This is a genomic window from Curtobacterium sp. UNCCL17 (assembly GCF_000686685.1).
In the GTDB taxonomy this organism is placed as follows: Bacteria; Actinomycetota; Actinomycetes; order Actinomycetales; family Microbacteriaceae; genus Curtobacterium; species Curtobacterium flaccumfaciens.
This window is the reverse complement of the sequence record NZ_KK366000.1, coordinates 284,633-302,310: the sequence shown is the minus strand read 5'-3', so window position 1 is coordinate 302,310 and position 17,678 is coordinate 284,633. Positions and strand designations below refer to the sequence as shown.

At 71.4% G+C, this 17,678-nt stretch carries 18 protein-coding genes, 1 tRNA gene and 1 pseudogene; 9 read left to right on the top strand and 11 right to left on the bottom strand.

The features are described from left to right. Positions 1–57: 57 nt before the first annotated feature. The 5 genes from BR70_RS0106250 to BR70_RS0106230 all read right to left on the bottom strand — a co-directional run bounded on the left by BR70_RS0106250 (position 58) and on the right by BR70_RS0106230 (position 3,550). Positions 58–492 carry a hypothetical protein gene (locus tag BR70_RS0106250; protein ID WP_027465361.1) on the bottom strand — a complete coding sequence of 145 codons (435 nt, stop codon included), beginning with the start codon at positions 490–492 and terminating at the stop codon, positions 58–60. 98 nt (positions 493–590) lie between these two features. Continuing rightward, positions 591–1,256 carry a hypothetical protein gene (locus BR70_RS0106245; protein ID WP_027465360.1) on the bottom strand — a complete coding sequence of 222 codons (666 nt, stop codon included), beginning with the start codon at positions 1,254–1,256 and terminating at the stop codon, positions 591–593. 194 nt (positions 1,257–1,450) lie between these two features. Next, entirely contained in the window at positions 1,451–1,693 is a 243-nt protein-coding gene (locus BR70_RS0106240; RefSeq protein ID WP_027465359.1) for a hypothetical protein, read from the bottom strand. 10 nt (positions 1,694–1,703) lie between these two features. Next, the gene (locus BR70_RS19845) at positions 1,704–2,867 is read right to left on the bottom strand and encodes a sensor histidine kinase (protein WP_051596695.1); all 1,164 of its coding nucleotides are present in this window, start codon (positions 2,865–2,867) and stop codon (positions 1,704–1,706) included. Continuing rightward, complete coding sequence (locus tag BR70_RS0106230) at positions 2,864–3,550, bottom strand: response regulator transcription factor (protein ID WP_027465358.1); 687 nt, start codon at positions 3,548–3,550, stop codon at positions 2,864–2,866. The genes BR70_RS19845 and BR70_RS0106230 overlap by 4 nt, the downstream gene beginning before the upstream one ends. A 117-nt stretch (positions 3,551–3,667) precedes the next feature. On the opposite strand from BR70_RS0106230, the gene BR70_RS19840 reads away from it, so the two are divergent. Both BR70_RS19840 and BR70_RS0106220 read left to right on the top strand, forming a co-directional pair. Beyond that, on the top strand, positions 3,668–4,822 hold the full coding sequence (locus BR70_RS19840) for an acyltransferase family protein (RefSeq protein WP_081827281.1): 1,155 nt from the start codon (positions 3,668–3,670) through the stop codon (positions 4,820–4,822). A 153-nt stretch (positions 4,823–4,975) separates the two neighbouring features. Then, positions 4,976–5,260 (top strand): hypothetical protein, encoded by a 285-nt coding sequence (locus tag BR70_RS0106220; protein WP_155896802.1) that lies wholly within the window; start codon positions 4,976–4,978, stop codon positions 5,258–5,260. Between the two features lie 87 nt (positions 5,261–5,347). Here the strand turns inward: BR70_RS0106220 and BR70_RS19835 are convergent. Beyond that, positions 5,348–6,318, bottom strand: a pseudogene (locus BR70_RS19835) (SDR family NAD(P)-dependent oxidoreductase). Between the two features lie 100 nt (positions 6,319–6,418). Here BR70_RS19835 and BR70_RS0106210 point away from each other — a divergent pair. Further along, positions 6,419–7,270, top strand: coding sequence for a helix-turn-helix transcriptional regulator (locus BR70_RS0106210; protein ID WP_197019622.1), 852 nt, complete (start codon positions 6,419–6,421; stop codon positions 7,268–7,270). 8 nt (positions 7,271–7,278) lie between these two features. On the opposite strand, the gene BR70_RS0106205 is transcribed toward BR70_RS0106210, so the two are convergent. Continuing rightward, positions 7,279–8,211 (bottom strand): AraC family transcriptional regulator, encoded by a 933-nt coding sequence (locus BR70_RS0106205; RefSeq protein WP_027465355.1) that lies wholly within the window; start codon positions 8,209–8,211, stop codon positions 7,279–7,281. Positions 8,212–8,383: 172 nt separating this feature from the next. Between BR70_RS0106205 and BR70_RS0106200 the strand changes: the two genes are divergently transcribed. Beyond that, a complete protein-coding gene (locus BR70_RS0106200) occupies positions 8,384–8,740 on the top strand; it encodes a putative quinol monooxygenase (protein WP_051596779.1) in 357 nt (118 codons plus the stop codon). A gap of 47 nt (positions 8,741–8,787) precedes the next feature. Here the strand turns inward: BR70_RS0106200 and BR70_RS0106195 are convergent. Beyond that, positions 8,788–8,860 (bottom strand) — tRNA-Val (locus BR70_RS0106195). A gap of 54 nt (positions 8,861–8,914) precedes the next feature. Continuing rightward, positions 8,915–11,086: a hypothetical protein gene (locus tag BR70_RS0106190; protein ID WP_155896801.1), complete on the bottom strand. Its 2,172-nt coding sequence runs from the start codon at positions 11,084–11,086 to the stop codon at positions 8,915–8,917. Between the two features lie 248 nt (positions 11,087–11,334). Here BR70_RS0106190 and BR70_RS0106185 point away from each other — a divergent pair, with 248 nt between their 5' ends. The 5 genes from BR70_RS0106185 to BR70_RS19825 all read left to right on the top strand — a co-directional run bounded on the left by BR70_RS0106185 (position 11,335) and on the right by BR70_RS19825 (position 15,033). Next, positions 11,335–11,979, top strand: a complete 645-nt coding sequence (locus BR70_RS0106185) for a SatD family protein (protein ID WP_027465352.1) — start codon at positions 11,335–11,337, stop codon at positions 11,977–11,979. After that, positions 11,979–12,851: a hypothetical protein gene (locus tag BR70_RS22195; protein ID WP_051596693.1), complete on the top strand. Its 873-nt coding sequence runs from the start codon at positions 11,979–11,981 to the stop codon at positions 12,849–12,851. The genes BR70_RS0106185 and BR70_RS22195 overlap by 1 nt, the downstream gene beginning before the upstream one ends. Before the next feature lie 42 nt (positions 12,852–12,893). Further along, a complete protein-coding gene (locus tag BR70_RS0106175) occupies positions 12,894–13,427 on the top strand; it encodes a hypothetical protein (protein WP_027465351.1) in 534 nt (177 codons plus the stop codon). A 77-nt stretch (positions 13,428–13,504) separates the two neighbouring features. Continuing rightward, positions 13,505–14,485 carry an aldo/keto reductase gene (locus BR70_RS0106170; RefSeq protein WP_027465350.1) on the top strand — a complete coding sequence of 327 codons (981 nt, stop codon included), beginning with the start codon at positions 13,505–13,507 and terminating at the stop codon, positions 14,483–14,485. After that, a complete protein-coding gene (locus tag BR70_RS19825) occupies positions 14,482–15,033 on the top strand; it encodes a hypothetical protein (RefSeq protein WP_051596692.1) in 552 nt (183 codons plus the stop codon). Before BR70_RS0106170 ends, BR70_RS19825 begins: the two co-directional genes overlap by 4 nt. An 18-nt stretch (positions 15,034–15,051) precedes the next feature. Here BR70_RS19825 and BR70_RS0106155 read toward each other — a convergent pair whose 3' ends face one another. Both BR70_RS0106155 and BR70_RS0106150 read right to left on the bottom strand, forming a co-directional pair. Next, positions 15,052–16,626, bottom strand: a complete 1,575-nt coding sequence (locus tag BR70_RS0106155; RefSeq protein ID WP_027465349.1) for a phenylacetate--CoA ligase family protein — start codon at positions 16,624–16,626, stop codon at positions 15,052–15,054. After that, a complete protein-coding gene (locus BR70_RS0106150; RefSeq protein WP_027465348.1) occupies positions 16,623–17,660 on the bottom strand; it encodes a nitroreductase family protein in 1,038 nt (345 codons plus the stop codon). Before BR70_RS0106150 ends, BR70_RS0106155 begins: the two co-directional genes overlap by 4 nt. Between the last annotated feature and the right edge of the window lie 18 nt (positions 17,661–17,678).

The following is a 17,678-nucleotide window of genomic DNA, read 5'->3' as shown; positions in this document are numbered from 1 at the left end:
GGCACCGGGCCTCCCGTCCCGTCTCGTGACCGTCTCACGTCCGTCCCGCGTGCCGTCTCACGCGTCGGCGTCGGCGTCGGCTCGCGCAGCCTGCCGGGCCAGCGCCGTGTCCAGGAAGCGTTCGACGAACGGCAACGCCACCACGATCGCACTGACGACGGCCGCGACGGGGACGATCACCGTCCAGCCGCGCAGGATCGAGTAGATGGTGGCACCGAGGACGACCCACACCACGACCGTGAGCGGGCGCACCGGACCGGCGCTGGCGGGCAGGTTGAGCGCCTCGACGGCCGCGGGCATCGCTCGCCGTCCGAGCAGTGTCAGCATGACCCCGATGACGATGAACCCCGTCGCCCGGACGGTGCCGACCCACGCGACGTCGCTCGCCGGATCCGCCAGCACACGCTGGATGAACACCACCGCCGACAGGACCCCGACGGCGAACAGGGTGACGATCACGAGGACGGTCAGGAGACGGACGGAGCGGCGCACGAGGACTCAGCCTAGGGAACCGTCGCAGCGCCCCGACGCGGCGGCCCGACGCGACGCTCCGTCTCACCGGCTCGACGGCTCGACGGCTCGACGGCTCGCTAGGCGACGACCACCTGCGCGTTGACCAGGATGTCGTGCAGGTCGGGACGGAGCGCATCCTGCGAGGTCGTCCGGACCTTCACGATGAGCGCCGCTCCGGGCTTCGCGAAGGCACGCGCGACCGTCGCCGACCAGGACCCGTCCGTGTTGTGCCCGGCGATCGACAGGAACTGCGCGGTGCCGCCGGTGATCGTCGGCAGGAGCTGCTCCTCGAGCCGGTCGGCCGGCAGCCCCGCGGCCGTGAACAGCTGCTCGGTGGCGGCGCGGTCCCCGATCGTCGGGTCGAGGTCGGTGAGCCGCTGCTGCGTGATCGTCGCCACGGAGCCGTCGGCGTTCGTGTACTCCCGCGACCCGGTGGTCGGGTCCTCGCCGGTCTGCTCCCAGCCGTCGAGCGCCGAGACCTGGAGCCCGAACGCGGGCAGCGTGCTCGCCGAGAGCGCGGCGCCGTCCTCGAACGTGAGGTCCTTCGTGGCGGAGTCGGCGGTGGCCGGCGCGGTCGGCGTCTCCGTCGGTGCCTGGGTCGGCGCTTGTGTCGATGCCGACGACCGCGGTGTGGCCCGCTCCACTCCCGGTGCCGTGGTGCCGGTCCCGGCGCAGCCGGAGAGTGCGAGCACGACGATCACGGTCGCCGTCCCCGCGGTGGTGATCCTGGATGTGATGGCCATGTGGTTCCCCCTCGGATCCCGCCGTGCGCCCCGTGCACCGGTGGGTCCGCCTGGAGCCTACGGGTCCCGGCGGCGGACCGCCGCTCGGGTCACACGTCCGGGTTCTGTCCAGACGCGCCGAGCGATCTCCGGAGCACGACGAAGTGCAGCCCCGCGACGCGAGCGACGTGTGCCGGGCGCGGGCGCTCGGCCGACTACGAGTCGTCGCCTGCGTTCCGAGCACGCTTCCGCGCCTGAGCCCGGGCGTAGGACACCGAGCCGATCTGCACGGCGGCGAGGATGATCCAGAGGACCGCCATCTGCGTGTGGAACCGTGACGGTTCGACGACGGCCAGGACGAGCCAGACCAGCGCGATGACCGCCCACACCCAGACGAGCCACGGCAGGGGCTTGCCGATCAGCCGTTCGAGCAGACTGCGTCGCTGCATCTCGGTCATGGCGCTGACGCTACCGGACGCCAGGGTGATCGCCGAGGACCCGGGGCGACGATCGGTTGGATCCTTCCGGATCTGGTGGCTGCCGTTCCGGGAAGCGGGTCGAAGCGGTCAACCCGCCGGCAGCTCGCGGCGTCAGGGTCAGCTCTGCACCGTGTACGGTCGCGATCATCGCCACGAGCGGCAGGCCGAGTCCGTGCCCGCTCCCGTTCGTCCGCGTGCGGTGGCGGCGGCGGAACGGCTCCGTCAGCTCGTGCGCCTCGACGGTCGGGATCACCTCGCCGTCGTTCTCGACCCGGAGCTCGGACGACCGATCGTCGAGGACCACCCGCAGGCTCCCGCCGGAGACGTTGTGGACCACGGCGTTGCGGATCAGGTTGCCGACGAGTTGCCCGAGCAGCGGTCGGTTGCCCAGCACGACGACGTCGTCGAGCTGGACCGACACGACGATCCGCCGGGCGAGGCGTTCCGCGTCCACTGCCAGCAGCGCGGCCGCGACCTCGTCGCGGAGCGACACCGGGCGCGCGTCGATGGGTTCGTCCCCCCGTGCCAGGTCGAGCAGCGCCGTCGTCATCCGGATCATCTGGTCCGTGGTGACGAGCAGTCGTTCGAGGGTCTGCGTCCGGTCCGGACCGTCGGGTGTGCGGAGGGCGACCTGGAGCATCGTCTTCATCGTGGCGAGCGGGGTCCGGAGCTCGTGCGAGGCGTTCGCCGCGAACCGCGACCGACTGACGGAGGCGGTCTCCAGGCGGTCGAGCATCCGGTTCAGCGTCGCACCGACGTCGCGGATCTCGTCCGGTGGCCCGGAGACGTCCACGCGGGCGTCCAGCGTCCCGGCACCGAGCCGGTCGGCGGTCGTGATGATGTCGCGCAGCGGGCGGAGGAGTCTGCCCGCGACGAGCCAGCTGACGACACCACCGATGCCCCCGACCACGAGCAGCGCCGGGACCGAGACGATGACGAAGAGGCGGAGGACGTCGTCGCGGCCGGTGATCTCGTACACGTCGTGCGTCGACCCGGAGGGGAACGGGCCTGCCGTGAACGCGTAGCCGGGCACGATGGCGAGGACCGCGAAGACGACCGCGAGCATGACGGCGCCGGTGAGCAGGATCAGGGCCGTGTAGGTCAGGGTGAGCCGCGCCCGGATCGACAGACGGTGCAGCGCGGGGATCCTCATGCTTCGTGACCCTCGCGTGCAGGACCCTGTGCGATCGCGTACCCGACACCGGGCAGCGTGCGAATGGCGTCGGGACTGCCGAGCTTCTTGCGCAGCGTGGAGATGGTCAGCCTGACCGCGTTGGTGAACGGGTCAGCGTGCTCGTCCCACACCTGCTCGAGCAGCTGCTCGGCACTCACGACCCCGCCGTCCGCACGCAGCAGGACCTCGAGGACCGCGAACTCCTTCCGCCTCAGACGCAGGTAGCGTCCGTCGCGGTAGGCCTCACGTCGGAAGGGGTCGAGCCGGAGGCCAGCCGTCTCGAGGACCGGCGCGACCGCGCGACGTGCTCGCCGGTTGAGCGCGCGGAGCCGTGCCACGAGCTCCTCGAAGTCGAAGGGCTTGCCCAGGTAGTCGTCGGCCCCGAGCTGGAGGCCGTGGACCCGCTCCGCGAGTGTCGTCGACGCCGTCAACATGAGGACGCTCGGCGCTTCCGGGTCAGCGACGATCCGGGCACAGACCTCGTCGCCGTGCAGACCGGGGATGTCCCGGTCGAGCACGACCACGTCGTACGCATGGACGGCCAGCTGATCGAGCGCGGTGAAGCCGTCGCCCACCGTGTCGGCGGCGATCGCTTCGAGCCGCAGGCCAGCGCGGATCGCCTCCGCCAGGAACGGCTCGTCCTCCACCACCAGTACCCGCACGTCGCTCTTCGCTGCTCCGGCCGATCCTGACCCGGTCAGCACAGCAGATCGGATGTATGCGGAGCGTATGCGCTCGACCAGACGCTCGGCTGACGTGCCGACTGTTCCGATGAGGGCATGTCCAGAAACGACCCCGCGCTCGAGACCCCTGTCCTGCCGTCGTTGACCGGCCTGCGATGGGTCGCTGCGTTCGGGGTCTTCGCCTACCACGTGCGGAACCTCGGGTACTTCGACGGGAACGCGCAGACGACCCTGAGCGCTGTGGTCGGCAGCGGGGACACCGGCGTCTCGCTGTTCTTCATGCTCTCCGGCTTCGTGCTGGCCTGGTCGGACCGCACGGACGGGGACCGCGCAGGACCGCTGCGAGCAGCACTGCACTTCTGGTACCGCCGTGCCGCGCGGATCTGGCCGCTGCACCTGGTCGCCGTCCTCGCCGCGATCGTCGTGGGAGCGACACTGATGCCGAGCATCCGGACGACGTCGCCGGCAGCCCTCGTGGCGAACGTCCTGCTCGTCAACGCCTGGCACGCCCCGTGGTGGCAAGCCGGGAACCCGGTGTCGTGGTCCCTGGCCTGCGAAGCGTTCTTCTACCTGACGTTCCCGTTCCTCATCCGGCTGCTCCGACGCGCTCACCCTGCCGTGCTCGCGGCCCTCGCCGTGCTCGCAGCCGTCCTCGTCCTGGTCGCACCGGTGCTCGTGCCGCACCTCCCGGGTTCTCCCGTCCCGGCGAGCTGGCCCCCGGCTCGGTTCCCCGAGTTCCTGCTCGGCGTCCTGACCGCTGCCCTGGTGCGCTCGGGGGCCTGGCGTGGACCACGACTCACGGTCCCCGTCCTGCTGACGGTCGCAGGACTCCTCGCCGCAGACCTGCATCCCACCTCGGGCTTCGCGCTGACCGGCTGCACGGTCGTGGGGTTCTCCCTGCTCCTGCCCGCGCTCGCCAGGGCGGACGCCGAAGGACGTTCCACCGGCCTGTCGTCTCCGCTGCTGGTGCGCCTGGGGACCAGGTCGTTCGCGTTCCACCTCGTCCATCTCCTGACGATCGACGCCGTGCTGCGCTTCCGACCCCAGGATGCCGCCGGAGGCGTGACCAGCGCCCTCCTGACCCTGCTCGCGTTGGTGGTCGCGCTGGCCGTCGCGACCGTGCTGCACGACGCGGTCGAGGTGCCGGCGCGCCGACTCCTGCTGCACGGCCTCAGGAACGGCGCGGCACGCGCTGGCCTCAGCTCCCCACGCGTCCCCACCAGCATCGCCACGACCCCGTCGAGACCGTGACCGCTCGTGCCTGGATCAGGTCCGGGTGCTGTCGGAACGGACGAGCGAACATGCTGCACGCTGGACGATCGCCGAGGTCTTGCTCGGGACTGTTGGCTCGGACGACGACGCTGGCGAGCTGGGGCCCCGGCGATGCACCGCTACCGTGATCCCATGACGCGTCGAACAGCTTCACTCCGATGGGCGATTGCCCTCATCGCACTGAGCGTTGTTGCACTCGTGATCTGCGTCGGAGCGACCGTCGAGGCCGGCCAGGTTGCGCCGGTCTTCTCCTGGCCGACCGCCGAGGGCTCCGATGTCGTCCTGACGAAACGGCAGTACGAGTCGGCGCTCGCTGCGCAGCAGGTGGGCAGGCTTGCCGCAGCCGCAGCGGTCGTCCTCGCTCTCGCCGCGGTCACCCTTACCCACCGGGCACGCCGAGCCTCTCGCGTTCGATGAGGATCGCCGATCGAGACATGGCTCTCCCGTGGTGACGGCCACGCGTCGGGCCGCGCCCGGCGGCTCGCTGCGACACTGCGGAGCAATTCAACGCTGGGCCGCAGGCCGCACGACGATCTCGTTCACGTCGACGTCGGGTCGCTCGGCCACCGCGTAGGAGACGGCGCGGGCGATCGCGTCGGCGGAGATCGACTCGGCACGGTAGACGACCATCGCGGCGGCGGCGGAGGCGTCGGTGATCGTTGCGGCGAGCTCGGACTCGGTCACTCCTGGCGACACGGTGGTCACACGGATCCCGCGCGGTGACTCCTGACGCAGCCCCTCGGTGATCGCCCGTGCTGCGAACTTCGTGCCGCAGTAGACGGCAGCCGAGGGCGAGACGTCGTAGGCGCCGACGGATGCGATCGTCACGACGTGGCCGGTGCCCTGCGCGAGCATGGTGGGCAGGGTCGCCGTGATGCTGTGGAGAGGCCGCGGACGTTGACGTCGATCATCCTGTCCCACTCGTCGACGAGACCTGCGGCAAGGGGCGACAGCGGCATCACGCCGGCGTTCGCGACGAGCACGTCGATCCGGCCGAAGCGTGCCCGGGCGGCAGCCGCGAAATCCTGCACCGAGACGAGGGCGGTGACGTCGAGCGGCACTGTCATCGCCGTGCCACCCGCCGCCTCGATCTCGCTGACGAGCTCGTCGAGCCGGTCGGTGCGCCGGGCCCCGAGCACGACGGGGTGGCCGGCCGCGGCGAGACGGATGGCCGTCGCGCGCCCGATGCCGCTCGAGGCGCCCGTCACCAGGACGACCTTCCGTCGGTGCAGCACCATGCCCGCGTGGTGCAGGACGTCGTCCCTGAAGTCGCCGTCCGCGGTGAAGCCGGTGTCGTCTCGGTAGTCGATGTGGTCGCCGTCGACCTCGTAGGCGCCTACGTAGGCCGCCTCATGGTCACCTCGGGCCTCCACGTAGCGGCCGTCGGGCCGCAGCTCGTGGCGGATGCGGCCATCGGCGGTGACCCAGAGGCCGAGGTAGGGGTGAACGGGCTGGGATGCGCTGCTGGTGTCCATGCTCCCAGCCTCGACGCCGCGCAGTCCCGGACCATCGCCCTGTCCTGCCGGGGTGCGGCAGGACCAGGGAGACGGAACTCCTGCCACCTACCCTGGTCCCGTGCCCGTGCCCGTGCCCGCCGACGACCTCACCCTCGCCGGGTACCTGCGCGCCGTCCGCGGGCGCCTCGCCCCGGAGTCGCTCGGACTGCCAGGCGGAGGTGTCCGCCGGGTTCCCGGGCTCCGCCGCGAGGAACTCGCGGTGCTGGGCGGCCTCAGCGTCGACTACTACACGCGCCTCGAGCAAGGGCGGGAGGTGAGTCCCGGCGCCGCCGTGCTCGAGGGCATCGCCGACGGGCTCGAGCTCGAGGGCGACGAGCGCGCCCACCTGTTCGCGTTGGCAGGACTGGTTGCTTCCCCGCGAGTCCCCCGCGTGGCGACGTCGGTGACGCCGGCTCTCGGGCAGCTGCTGGACTCGTGGTCGACACACCCCGCCTTCGTGATCGACCCCGCGCACGAGGTCCTCGCCGCGAACGCCCTGGCCCGTGCGGTGTACGCACCCTTCGGACGGTTCGACAACCTCGTGCGGATGACCTTCCTCGACCCGACGGCGCGGCACTTCCACGCCGACTGGGCCCGCGCCGCCGACGCAACCGTCGCGAGCCTGCGGGCGGCGACCGCGGAGTTCGGGAGCGACCCGCGCCTCCTCCGTCTCATCGAGGAAGTGAACGACGCCAGCCCGGAGTTCGCCGAACGGTGGAGCACGCAACGGGTACGGCGCAAGACGACCACCGCGAAGCAGTTCGAGCACGGGGAGGTCGGGCGGCTGGAGTTCGACGCCCACCCCTTCGCCGTCGAAGGGTCACCCGGCCTGCAGCTCGTCGTCTACGGCTGCGAGGCCGGCTCTGCAACGGCGCGCGCGCTGATCCTGCTCTCCATGGGCGCGGCGAGCGAATCGACGATCAGCGAGTAGTGCTCCCGTCAATCGGGGCGCTCACCTGCGCGGGCGACCGTTCGGTACCGCCCGGGCGGGAGCGACCGTTCACGGCTGAACGCTCGGCTGAACGCGTAGACGGAGGTGTACCCGACGTCGGCGGCGATCTTCTGGAGGCCGTCGTCGGTGTCACGGAGTCGACGCGCTGCGAGGTCCATCCTCCAGCGGGTGAGGTACTCCCCCGGCGTGGTGCCTGCGAACGTCCGGAAGCGGCGCACCAGCGTCTGCTTCGACGTCGCGATGTCACGTGCGAGCGCCTCGGTCGTCCAGGGGTGACCGGGAGCCTCGTGGATCCTCGTGACAGCCCGCACCAGGAGCGGGTCGCGGAGGACTCCCCACCACGAGGCGCCGGGTTCTGGCGAGGAGGCGAGCCAGGTCCGCAGGATCGCGACGAGGAGGACGTCGACGAGACGATCGAGGACGAGGTGGGTCGCGAGGCCGGGACGAGCGAGTTCGTGCCCGATGAGTCGGACGATGTCCGCGAGGCTCGCGTCGAGCTGCTGTGCTCGGAGGTGGATCACCGGAGGAAGCAGGGCGAAGACCGGTGTGGATCCAGCGGGGTCGTGCGAGTACGAAGCGCCCAGGATCTGCGTCTGCTCGTCCCCGTCACCCAGACGCAGGAGGCCACCGCCCCGGCGTGCCTCGTCGGCGGCCGCGACGTCGCAGGAGTGGATGCCGACGCCGGGCGCACTGGAGAGCGCATGGGCGGCGCCGGTGGTGAGGACGACGACGTCGCCCGTCGTCAGGAGCCTCGGGGCCCCGCCCTCGACCGTCAGGTAGGCGACACCGGCAGTGACCGCGTAGACGACGGCGTCGCGATCCCGGACCCACTCCACGCCCCAGTCCCCGGCGGCCGCGATCCGGGCGCCGGCACTCCCCCGGACTCCGGAGACGTCGAGCACTTCGGAGAGGACGTCCACGTCGACGAAGGTACGCCGGACTTCCCGGACGGACCAGGGAACGATTCCGGATGGTCCTGGCGGACATGACCCTGGTCCTCAGGGTCATTGAACGTCCCACCGGCCGCTCCTAGCGTTGGCGACGTCCGGAGCACTCGTTCGGGACGGCAACGACACGAAGGAAGCAGTCACCATGAGCACGACCGAAGACACCGTCCCCGATGGCCTGATGCCCCCCGACGTCCTGGCCTCGACGACCCCGGTGGCCGTCTACGGGTTCGCCCGCGCCCGGGCCGGCAAGGAGCAGGAACTCGAAGACGCGATCCGCGCGATCATCCCCGCGGTGCGATCCGAGCACGGCTACGAGCAGTACTCGGTGCACACCACGAAGGAGCAGCCCGGGGCGTTCGCGTTCTACGAGCGGTGGTCCTCCGGGGCGGACATCGCGCGCCACGTGCAGCAGCCGCACATGCAGGACTACTTCGGCAAGCTCGCGGACCTCGTCGAAGGCGACCTCGAAGCCGAATGGCTGTCGCCCCTCAGCGACTGACTGATCGCTGGCCGGTCCTGGTGGGAGACCGGCCAGCGGTGGCTCGGTGGGCCCTGCCGGGATCGAACCGACGACATCCACGGTGTAAACGTGGCGCTCTACCAGCTGAGCTAAAGGCCCTCACGACGATCCTAGGGCGTCGGCGCTCCATCGTCGTCGAACCAAGTGGGCACGTCACGACACCCCGCACCGGGGTCGGTCGCAGCGGATCACGAGTCCTTGCACGTCCTCGTCCCGGTCCTCCGACACGCCCCCCGACAGCACGATGGGGGTGTCGTCGGCGCTGAGGCTGATCGCCAGCGTGCTGGTGCCCGACCGTTCGTCCTGCACCGGCGGGAACCGGGCGATCGTCGTCTGCTCGGAGTTGGTGCACCGCGCGTCACGGCACGAGAGCAGTCCCAGAGTGCCGCGTTCCTCGTCACGGACCGCGACGAGTGGCCGCCCCGATCGGTCGATGACGAACGCCGGAAGGAGGCTCGTCGGCCCCTTCGGCGTGATGTCCGTGTGCGACGAAGACGAGCACGACGCATCCGCGCAGAACGTCAGCCGTTGGGTCGAGACACCGTTCGACCGCGCGAGCACGACCGGGTTCCCGTCGCCGCCGATCGCCACCCGCGCGTCGTACGCCTCGTCCCACTCCCGGACCGGCTCCCCCGGCGGGATCGCGTGCGACAGGTCGCGGACGACGGGCTGACCACCGTCCGGGCTGAACGACACCAGCCGAAGGGCGGTGAAGGTCGGCGAACGAGCGTCGGTCTCCGACACCAGCGAGACCACCGCGGTGCCGTCCGGCGCGACGGCGACGTCCACGCCCTGGTGGTCGAGCGGCGGGATCCACGGCAGCGCCACCTGCCGAACCGTGTGTTCGACGCAGGACACGTCCTCGCAGAACACGGCGACCAGGTGCGAGCGTCCTTCCGGTTCACCGCCGCGGGCGATCCCGACCACGACCGGTCGGTCGCCGGAACCCGCGATGGCGACGTCCGTCATCCAGTAGCTGACGTGATCCCGGTCTCCGTCGACGATGTCGACGGCAGTGACCGTGGTGCGGCGCCCTTCGGGGCGATCCACGGCCGGTGCCTCGTCGGCGGAGTCGCGCTTCTCCGCCCGTCTCCCCGCGGGCCAGGCGGCACCGTCCGACTTCGGCGCCGCATCGAGTTGGTCCGGCCGGGAGTGCACGACTTCGAGCTCGTACTGCTGCGCTTCCTCGCCGTCGAACCGCACCTTCCACTGGGCGGTGAGCAGCCCGCCGTCACCCGCGCTGCCGACCGCGGAGCCGAGCGTCCGGCCGGGCATCTCCATGGCCCCGTCACAGGACACCTGTCGACACATCCGAAGGCTGCTCGGAGGCCTGTACGGCGCACTCACGACAGCGGTCTGCCCCGTGACGTCGGCGACGTCTCCACCGGAGACGGCGCGCGCATCGACCGATGCGGCGTCGTACTGCACGGCGCCGAGCGGGTTGCTCGAGACGACCACCGCGAACACCACCGCCGGGACGAGCAACGCCGCTGCTCCAATGAGGCCGGGCCTCGCCCGTCGTCCCCCGGCCACCGAGTCCGCCGCCAGCGGTGACCGAAGCCGACCGCCTTCGTTCCGTGTTGCGGCCCCACGCACCGCGATCGCGACGATGACCAGCACCAGACCGGTCACGGCGACGCAGCACCAGGCCACGACCACGCTGCTCCGGAGCGCGGACGGCGGCAACAGGCGCAGCAGCACCAGGACGCCGACCCCGAGCACCGTCATCAGAGTCACTCCCCCGACGAGCGCACGACGCGGCGTCGCCGTCGCCTCGTGTCCACCACGGACGACGACCCGACCAGATCCCCAGGCACGACGGAAGGCCGATCGACGGGGCACACCGGCCACGAGCAACGCCCAGCCGAGCAGCAGGGGCGCCACGATGACGGCACCGAGCACCAGCAGCACGACGATCACGACGGCACCCCATCCACCTGCCCGCCACGACACAGCGGTGGCTGTCCCCGCCGCCAACGCCACCAACGCGACGAGAGCGGCCTCGACGACGAGCCACCGGTGGTGGACCGACCACCGCCAGGCGTCGCGCGGCCCCGCCACCGCGTCGTCTGCGGCCGCGAGCATGACCACGGTGGTTGCGGTCACCCCGAAACCGAGCCCGAGCGCCGCGATGACCGTGCCCACGGCGAGCAGGGCCACGGGTACCCCGGCCCCGTCGAGCGCCACGAACGCACCGTTCACCAGGGCGACTCGACCACCAGGGACGCCGAGCAGCAGCACCACCCCGGCCAGCAGCAGCCCGGCAGCGAACGGCACGACGAAGGCGAGCACCGCGCGGCCCCCGCTCCACGCGATCAACGGCACGGGTGGCGGACCGTACTGCCGCCGCACCGCGGTCTCGGTCCGTCCCGCGCTGGCGACACCCGTCCCCGGTCGTGCACCATCCATCTGCTCGTCCCCCTCCGACAGCGTCCGCCCATGCTGTCAGGTTCAACGCCGGACGTCCAGAAGGTGACATTTCAGCCGCATGCCCGCGCAGTGACGGGAGTGGCCGACGCGAATGGTTTAGCCCGAGGCTTACTTTCGACGATATGAAGCTCTACGCTTAACCCATGCAGTCCGAGCCCGTGATCGCCGTGATCGTCGACCTGGTCGACTCCCGCACGCTCGAGGACCGCTCCGCAGCCCAGCAGGACGTCGAGCACGCCTTCGACAGTACCGCGGACGTCACCGCGCTCGACCCCCTCCGCGCCACGGTCGGCGACGAGTTCCAGGTCATCTACGGCACGCTCACCGACGCCCTCGTGGCGACGACGGCCGCGACCCTCGCACTCCCCCAGACCGTGCAGATCCGCCTCGGCATCGGCCGAGGGCAGGTCCGGACGATCGGCACCGTCGGCACCGGCCCGCTGCAGGACGGCCCGGGCTGGTGGTCGGCACGGGACGCCATCAACGAGACCCACCGGCGCGAGGACGGCCGGACCGCGTTCCTGCGGTCCTGGTACCACGACGCCGACGACCGCCACGGAACGACGGAACGACTCGTGAACGCCTACTTCCTCAGCCGCGACCACGTCGTCTCGCGACTCGCACCCCGCGCCCGCCGGATCGCACTCGGTCTGGTGCAGGGCCGGACGCAGGCACAGATCGCCGCGGACGAGGGGATCACCCCGTCGGCGGTGTCCCAGTCCGTGCAGAAGTCGGGCGTCGCCGCCCTGGTCGAGGGCCTGCGTGTCCTCGGGGACGGGGGCCGCTGATGCTCGCCGGAGTCCTCCTGACCCTCGTCGGGCTCGCCGACGTCGTCCGCGCACGGACCGGGACCGACGCGGCACCACGGCGCGTGCTGACCACCACGGTGATCGTCCTGCTCTGGGCCGCCGTGGCGACTGTGGCGGTGCTCGGCCTCGGCCTCGCGGTCTGGTCGGTGCTGGTCACGGTCGTCCTCGCGGCCCTGTGGGTCGCGACGACGATCCCGGTGCGGTCCGGCGGTGCACCCGGCGGTCGCGATCGGGCACTCCCCTGGCTCCGACGCTCCGGGTCCTGGCCGGCCGTCCTGCTCGCGGTCGCCGTCGCCGTGCTGCTGCTCTGGGCACCGGCTGTCGACCCCTCGGGCTTCCTGGTCGACTGGCACCGTGACGCCGGCCCGGCGTTCGTCGGAGCGGTGCCGCTCGCGGCGCTCGTCGCCGGCATCGGGTCCGCACTGTTCCTGGTCGACTCGGCCAACGTGGTCGTCGCCCAGGCGCTGCCGCCGGGGCTGTCGCCCGACGCACGGCTCGGTGCAGTGGCGGCCGAACCGACCCGCCGGAAGCGCTTCGACCGGCGCCGCACCACCCGGGCGCGCGGAGCCGACGGGACCGCAGACGCCGACGCCGACACGGACGGCACGGTCACCCTCAAGGGCGGACGCATGATCGGCCCGATCGAGCGTCTGCTCTTGGCCGGGTTCTCGGTGGCCGGCGCCTTCCCCGTCGTGGCGGCGCTGATCGCCGCGAAGGGGATCGTCCGCTTCCCCGAGATCCGCCGCGAGACGACCGGGTACCAGGCCGAGTACTTCCTGATCGGCAGCCTGGTGAGCTGGGCGATGGCGTTCGCCGCCGCCGGCATGTGCTGGTTGCTGGCACTGGGCTGACGAACAGCCCCGCCCCCGATCACCGCAGGTACGCTCTCCTGCGTGAACGGTGTCGGAGTCGGTGTCCTCGACGAAGCCGGGCGGCTCCGCCTGCTCGGTGCGGGTGTGACGGGCGCGGCCTTCGCCGTCGTCCTGGTCATGCTGGTCCTGTCGTCGTGGACCGAAGCGACCACCGCCGTCCTGGTCTCGGTCGGCATCCCGACCGCGGTGGCGGGTGCGGCGATCGCCGTCGTCCTGCAGCGCCGCGCCTGGCGCGCCGAGGGCGGCTACGAGCGGTCGATCGTCGTGCGCGAATGGATCGCCGACGGCCAGGTGCCCGACGGTGTGCCGGCGGACCAGTGGATCCCGCTCGTGCAGGCCCAGGCCGACCGCGAAGGCGCCGGCTGGGGCAAGGTCGTCCTCGGCGTCCTGTGGATCGCGATGACCTGGTCGATGCGCGACCAGCACGGCACGCTCATCACGACGATGCTCATCCTGCTGTGGAGCGCGATGGCCCTGTGGGCAGCCGTCTGGGTCATCCCCCGCGCCCGGGCGGCGCGAGCGCTCCTGCGCCGCGGCGTCACCACGATCGGCTGAACCCCGCGCGGCTGAACCCCGCTCGGCTGAACGCTCGGCTGAACCCTGCCCGTGCCCCTCTGACTACGCTCGGATCCATGCAGAGTCGCACCCTCGGCCGCACCGGCCGCTCCGTCTCCCCCATCGGCCTCGGCACCTGGCAGTTCGGCGGTGACTGGGGTCCCGTCTCCGAAGCCGACGCGAACGCCGTCATGGACGCCTCCGTCGAGTCGGGCGTCACCCTGTTCGACACCGCCGACGTCTACGGCGATGGTCGGAGCGAGCAGCTCATCGGCGCGTGGCGTGCCGCGAACCCCGACGTGCCGCTGACGATCACCACGAAGATGGGTCGTCGCGCCGACCAGGTCCCCGAGAACTACGTCGCCGCGAACTTCCGCGAGTGGGTGGACCGCTCGCGGAAGAACCTCGGGCAGGACACCCTCGACCTCGTGCAGCTGCACTGCCCGCCGACCCCGGTCTACGAGGACGACGCCGTCTACGACGCCCTCGACGCGCTGGTCGCCGACGGCTCGGTCGCCGCCTACGGCGTCAGCGTCGAGACCGCCGACCAGGCCCTCACCGCGATCGCCCGGCCCGGCGTCGCGAGCGTCCAGATCATCCTCAACGCGTTCCGCCTCAAGCCGCTCGACCGCGTGCTGCCGACCGCCCTGGAGGCAGGGGTCGGCATCCTGGCGCGCGTCCCGTTGGCCTCGGGGCTGCTCTCGGGCAAGTACACGACCGACACGTCGTTCGCCGAGGGCGACCACCGCAACTACAACCGCCACGGCGAGGCCTTCGACCAGGGCGAGACCTTCAGCGGCGTCGACTACGACGACGGCGTGCGCGCCGCGCAGACCTTCGCGGCGTCCCTGCCGGACGCCGTCTCGGTCCCGCAGGCTGCGCTGGCGTGGATCATCGCGCAGGACGGCGTCACCGCGGCGATCCCCGGCGCACGCAACCCGGAGCAGGCGCGCTCGAACGCCGCCGCCGGCGACCTGCCGCCGATCGAGGGGCTGGACGCCACCGTGCACGACCTGTACGACACGTGGTTCCGCGCGAGCGTCCACGACCGCTGGTGAGACGCCGGAGCGTCGCGGTCGCGGTGGCCGCACTCCTGCTGCTGTCCGGGTGCGCCGCATCCGGACCGGCCACCGCCGGCGACGCTCCGCCCTGGCCACGGCCGACCGACCTGACGGCCCGCGCCGAGTCCGCCGGGCTCCGGAACGTCTGGGGCGAACGGCTGGCCGAGCACGTGCACACGCACCTGACGATCCTGGACGGCGACGAACCGGTGACCGTCCCGGCGAACGTCGGGCACTCGGACAGCCGGAAGTTCGCCGCCGAGATCCACACGCACGACACCTCGGGCATCGTGCACGTCGAGTCCCCGACGGAGCAGACGTTCACGCTCGGGCAGTTCTTCGACGAGTGGGGCGTCTCGCTCGGTCCGGAGCACGTCGGTGGCCTGCGCGGCGAACTGACGGTGTGGGTGGACGGGCACCGGAGGATCGGCAACCCGCGCTCGATCGAGCTCACGGACCTGCGCCAGATCGTCCTCGTCGTCACGACCGTCGGCGAGGTCCCGCACCTGCCGGCGCCCTTCGACTGGCCGCCGCAGTACGACTAGCGCCGGAACCGGCTCGGCTCAGGCCTCCTTCGCCGCGACCCACGACAGGTCGAGGTCCCACTGCGCGACCGACCCGGCCGGCAGCTGCCACACGTACTCGTTCTTGAGCTTCTTGCCGTCCTCGCGGAACGGCCCCGTCCGGTACAGGTAGAACGCCACCGTCGGCAGCGTGCCGGGGGGCGCCGTGCGGATCGCGTTCGAGAAGTCCTTGTTCAGCCGGCGCAGCTCGGCGATCACGTCACCCCGGGCGGCATCCGCGTCGAACCCGCCAGCACCCGAGGCGAGCTGGAACGCGATGTGCAGCTGCCGGTCACCGCGGTCGTCCTCGTAGCTGATCAGCCGGTGGTTCTCGACGGCCTCGAGCAGCTCCGGGTCGCCGTAAACGACGTCCCGCACCACGTCGGGTGCGACGACAGCGCCGTTGTAGTCGACGGACAGGTCGGACCGGCCGTAGTGGAACAGCAGCGGTAGGTCGAGCTCGGCCTCGGCGGCGAGCGCCGCGTGTCCGGTCGCCCGCAGCACGGACCGCAGCTCCTTCATCCGCACCACGTGTCCGCGGTCGTGGATGTTGTAGCGGATGCGTGGGCTGATGTTCTCGGAGCGGGCGATGGTGACGATGAGTTCGCCGAGGTCGTTCGTCTCGATCAGGTAGCCGAACGGGTTGAACTGGAACACCATCGGCAGCACCCCGTACTCGCCCTGCTTGGTGAGGGCGGCGGAGAGTTCCGGTGAGGCGGCGATCGCCCGGCGCAGCTGCACGCTGAACGGGGTCTCGATGCCGAGGTTGATCTCGAGGTCGCTCGCCCCGTAGGAGCCGAGCACGGCCTGCGCGTACTGCTCGATGTGGGCGCGCATGTTCTCGCTGATGCCCTCGCCCCCGAACGCGGCGACGATCGTGTACTGGCTCCAGTCGAGCCGGTCGTCCTCGAACAGGGCCTTCAGGAACGGTGGGTAGCTGCAGATGATGTAGGTGAAGTCGGTGCCGAACTCGCGCATCGTCTGCACGATCTTGTCGCGGTCCGGGCCGATCGACTTGATCATGGAGGACTCGGTGAGCGAGGCGGTCACGTTCATCCCGGTGGCCCAGGCCCCGAGCGAGAAGGCGTTGAGCACGAACGGCTGCTTCGACAGGTCCTTGGCGGTGCGGGAGAACCCGAGCTGCAGCAGCTGTCGGGTGGCCTGGCGTTCGTCGGGGCCGCGCACCCAGCTGGTCGGGGTGCCGCTCGACCCGCTGGACTCGTCGACGACGACGCCGCGTCGGGGCAGGCGTCCGTCGATGCAGCGCTCGGGGATGCTCCAGCGCTTGACGTAGGAGTCCTTGTCCATCTCGGGCAGTCCCGAGATCGCCGCGGCGATCCCGCCACGGGTGTCGAGCCTGGAGGCCCGTCCGGACTCCGCCAGGAACGCCCGGTACGCGGGGACCCGCTTCGCAGCCCGTTCCGCGGTCCGCCAGGCGCGCCAGCGTCCGAGGGTCCAGCGGAGCGGCTCGATGCCCGGCGTGAGCAGGAGCTTGTGGGTGCCGACGCGGGGCATGAACAGTGCGACGAAGGTCTCGACCACCCACACCACCGAGAACACCGCTGCGCGCTTCACCGGGTCCCCCCGACGGTCATTGCTGCGGCGGGTCGGCGGTGTGCCAGGGGTGGTGGGTCGCTGTGTCCGAAGCGGAACAGCATCCAGGCCATCCGCCCGTCGGACTCGTCGACGCCCGCGCGTTCGACGAACGCGGCGTGTGACCGCGGGTTGGTGATCACGGTGCCGAAGGGGTGCATGGCGATGCCGCGCGCGGAGAACTCGAGCCAGATGCGCATGAAGACCCGTCCGGCCTCGACGTACTCGGCCGGGGTGCTGAACGGTCCCTCGAGCCAGGCGAGCTGTCGGACGCCCCGCATGGTGGACAGGTACACCCTGCGGAAGACCGCGCCGATGCCCGGGGCCTGCCAGAGTCCGCGGTGCTCCATGGCGAACCGGAGCACCGGGCCGGGCATGAGCATCGTCTCGGCGGACAGCCCGTCGCCGGTGGCCGCTGCCTGTCGCTTCGAGAACCGCAGCCAGTGCAGGATCTCGTCGTGCACGGCGTCGTGCTGCAGGTCGTCGAACAGGGTCTCCTGGTTGACGCGCACGATCTCGTCGACGGTGGCCCGGTCGTCGGTGGTGCGGAAGCGTTGCCCGGCCGCCGACGCGATGGCGGACGCGGCCTCTATCGCGGTGGCGTCGACGAGCGTTGCGTCGTAGGGCCTGCGTGAGGTTCGCCGTGCGAGGAAGCCGGCCAGGGCCTCCCGGTCGTCCGTGGTGACCACGTGCGGACGCAACGTCACCGTGCCCAGCCGGTGCAGGTGGTCGTCCGCACCGGCGTCGAGCCGACCGAAGTCCATCTCGGCGTGGTCGAGCCGTTCCTGCACGGTGAACCCGTGCGCTCGTGTCACCACGTCGAGCCCTGCGAGGAACACCCCGGCGCAGACGTGCCCGAACGGGATGCCGAACGACTCCGCCGGCAACCCCCGTCGCAGGTCGTAGAACACGGTCGCGGTGCGGTCGTCCTCGACGCGCACGACGATCGGTTGCGAGTTGTGCGGCGACGGGTAGTGCCGCGCGTCCTCGATGATGCCCGTCCACGGTGATGCCATCGTTCCCCCTCGGTGGTC